This is a genomic window from Actinospica sp. (assembly GCF_035552695.1).
Lineage (GTDB): Bacteria > Actinomycetota > Actinomycetes > Streptomycetales > Catenulisporaceae > Actinospica.
The window spans coordinates 1-3,220 of sequence record NZ_DASZKT010000196.1 but is presented as its reverse complement, the minus strand read 5'-3'; the positions used below and the strand labels follow the sequence as shown (position 1 = coordinate 3,220).

Below are 3,220 nucleotides of genomic sequence, written 5' to 3'. Positions count from 1 at the left end.
CCTCACGCCGGGCGGAGCATCGGCGGGTTGAGCAGTGTCACGTCGCCGCGCTTGAACAATTGCGCGGGACGTCCGCCCTGCCGCGTCGTGGTGCCGCCCGACGGAAGGACGTAGCCGGGCGTGCCGGTGACCTTCCGGTGGAAGTTGCGCGGGTCCAGCTCGACTCCCCAGACCGCCTCGTACACGCGGCGCAACTCGCCGACGGTGAACTCCGGCGGGCAGAAGGCCGCGGCCAACGGCGTGTACTCCAGCTTCGAACGGGCCCGCTCCACGCCGTCGACCAGGATCTGCTCGTGGTCGAAGGCGAAGGCCGCGCGCTCGCTCTTGCGCCGGCCGTCCGCGACGTCCGCACGGCCCGCGTGGGTCATCACGTGATCCGCATCCAGCACGTTCGGGAACAGGTCGGGCAGCAGGTCGGCGACCGGGGCCCAGTGCGCGTCCGCCGCGTCGCCGCCGGCCGTGGGCGACGGGAGGTCCGGGGCCAGCGCGAGGTAGGCGACCGACACGACGCGCATCCGGGGATCGCGGTCCACCGCACCGTACGTCGCGAGCTGCTCCAGGTGCACGGGCAGGTCGGCGAGCCCCGTCTCCTCGGCCAGCTCCCGCTTCGCCGCCTCGCCCAACGACTCGCCCGGCCGCACGAACCCGCCCGGCAGCGCGGTCCGCCCCACGAAGGGCTCCTCGCCGCGCCGGATCATCAGGGCACTCAGCCGCGATTCGCGGACGGTGAGGACCACGAGGTCCACGGTGACGGCGAAGGCGGGGAAGCGCGCCGGGTCGTAGGGCTCGGACTCGGTCATGGCGGCCATCATATATCGTCCTAATGACGATAAATAACCGGTGTAGGCCGTTCATCTCAGTGCTCGTCTATGTACTCGCGCGGTTCCCGCTACACCCCCACCTCGGCCATCGACTCCAGCCTGCGCGCCGTTCCGTGCGAGGCCGCGCGCACCAGCGCGGGTCCGACGCCGCGCTCCAGCCCGGCCTGGATCAGCACTGCGAGCGGATAGTCCGGGATCGCGGTGAGCGCCCGATCCAGCGTCAGCGCGGCCCACGCTCCCCAGCCCAGCGCCCACGAGGCCCAGGCCGCCACCGAGTACCCGGCCGCGGCCTGATCCGCGGTGACCGCGCGCCGCGCCAACTCGACAGAGAGTGCCACGGCCTGCCCGGCCCGCTCCGTCGCGCACCAGGTGGCGAGGTAGTCGCGCACGCGGACGTCCGTCACTCCGAGCAGCAGCCTGGCCGCGGTCTCGTCCGGCAACTGCCAGCCGGGGCCCTCGACGCTCGAGCCCACCTCGTCGGCCAGCGCCCACAGTTCGCGGACCTCCTGCCAGCTGGGCGGGACCACGCCCCACCGCTCCCCGGTCCGCGCCTCCTCGGCCTTGACGAGCGCCGTGCAGGCCGCGCGGGTGCGCTCGACCGTGCCGGCCGAATACGGTTCGAGGCTGGTGGCCAGCGCGCCGCGGCTCGGCAGCACGGCCAGCCCGGAGTACGTGCTGAGCGCGGCGACCTCGCTCGCCGCCGGATCGATCGGGGTGCCCTCCGGCGGGCAGCAGTCCGCGCGCTCGCACAGGAAGGACCACCACCGCTCGGCGGCCACGAACATCGAGTCCAGCGGCATCAGGCCCCTACGACGCAGCTGGGTGCAGAGGATCACGGAGAGCCTGCGGTAGAGCGAGGGCAGCGGATCCACCCCGGCCCGCGGATAGATCAGCACGATCGCCTCCACCGCGTGCTCGTCGAGCAGCCGCTCCACGGCCCAGCGCGCGAACCGGGCCGGATCCCGTTCCACGTCGCCGAGATCCACCCGCATCCCGTGGCAGATCGACGAGCGGCCGCCCGCCCCGTGCGGACTGAGCCCGAGGACCACCACGCTGTCGTCCGGGACGAAGCCGAAGAAGTGCGGCACCGCCGCGGCCACCTGCCCCGGGCTGTTCAGCTTGACCGTCACCTCGCCGAAGACCCCGCCCCCGCCGGCCGCGTCGACCCCGGTCGCGATCTGGAATCCCTCGAAACGGTCCGCCGCCATCACCGCGGCCGAGGCCTCGTCCTCGGCCACCCTCCACTCGTCGTTCATCGCCTTCGTCTCCCTCCGCGCGAACCGCCACCTCACGCCCCAGGTCAGGGGCGCGACGCCTGTCGAGAGCAACGATCTTCGAAGCGGGCGGAATTGTCGCGGCACGAATCGCACCCTGTGCATAGACCCCGCCTGTGGATAACACCCCTCGCCCGTTCGGAGCAGGCGATCATATGCTCAATGCGCCTATTCGGCGAGATTCGGCAAGATCTCAGCAGGCTCTCAGCGCAACGGAAGAGACTGGTTGCATGCGCATTCTTGTGGTGGACGACGATCAGGCGGTTCGGGACTCGCTGCGTCGCTCCCTGGCGTTCAACGGATACGACGTCGAACTGGCCGCGGACGGCCTCGCGGCACTCGAGTCGATCGCCCGCAACCGTCCCGACGCCGTGGTGCTCGACGTGATGATGCCGCGGCTCGACGGCCTGGAGGCCTGCCGGCGGCTGCGTTCGGCCGGGGAGGACCTGCCGATCCTGGTGCTCACCGCCCGCGACGCCGTCTCCGACCGGGTCGCCGGCCTCGACGCGGGCGCGGACGACTACCTGCCCAAGCCCTTCGCGCTGGAGGAGCTGCTCGCCCGGCTGCGCGCCCTGCTGCGGCGCACCCAGCCCGCGCTCAACAGCGACAACGGCAAGCTGGCCTTCGCCGATCTGACGCTGGATCCGCTGGCCAGGGAGGTCACCCGTGGCGAGCGCACCGTGCGCCTGACCCGCACCGAGTTCAACCTGCTCGAGCTGCTGATGCGCCACCCGCGCCAGGTCCTGACGCGCTCGCAGATCCTCGAGGAGGTCTGGGGCTTCGACTTCCCGACCACCGCGAACTCGCTCGAGGTGTACGTCGGCTACCTGCGCAGGAAGACCGAGGCGGAGGGTGAGACGCGGCTGATCCACACCGTACGAGGGATCGGCTACGCCCTGCGTGAGACGGCGCCATGAGCACTGGCACCAAGGCGGCCGCGCGTTCCCGGCGTCCGCGCGTAAGGCTGCGCAAGATCGTGCTGCGCCGGTGGTTCACCCGGCACACGTTCAGATCGCGGATAACGATGCTGGTCGTGGCGGCGGTGGGTCTCTCCGTGGCCCTCGGCGCGCTGATCAGCTACATCGCGCTCAGCAGGACGATCAATGACAATCTGGACAATGACCT

General features: G+C 71.3%; 4 protein-coding genes. 2 read left to right on the top strand and 2 right to left on the bottom strand.

Annotated elements, in window-relative coordinates; all coding sequences use genetic code 11:
• Positions 1 to 2 precede the first annotated feature (2 nt).
• A complete protein-coding gene (locus tag VG296_RS22325) occupies positions 3 to 812 on the bottom strand; it encodes an NUDIX hydrolase (RefSeq protein WP_414641122.1) in 810 nt (269 codons plus the stop codon).
• A gap of 77 nt (positions 813 to 889) precedes the next feature.
• Entirely contained in the window at positions 890 to 2,077 is a 1,188-nt protein-coding gene (locus tag VG296_RS22320) for a DUF4192 domain-containing protein (RefSeq protein WP_325568686.1), read from the bottom strand.
• 248 nt (positions 2,078 to 2,325) lie between these two features.
• On the opposite strand from VG296_RS22320, the gene VG296_RS22315 reads away from it, so the two are divergent.
• Together VG296_RS22315 and VG296_RS22310 are read left to right on the top strand one after the other, a co-directional pair.
• A complete protein-coding gene (locus tag VG296_RS22315; RefSeq protein WP_325568684.1) occupies positions 2,326 to 3,012 on the top strand; it encodes a response regulator transcription factor in 687 nt (228 codons plus the stop codon).
• Positions 3,009 to 3,220 (top strand): hypothetical protein (locus VG296_RS22310; protein WP_325568682.1); only part of this gene is annotated, 212 nt, incomplete at its 3' end. The genes VG296_RS22315 and VG296_RS22310, both read left to right, overlap by 4 nt.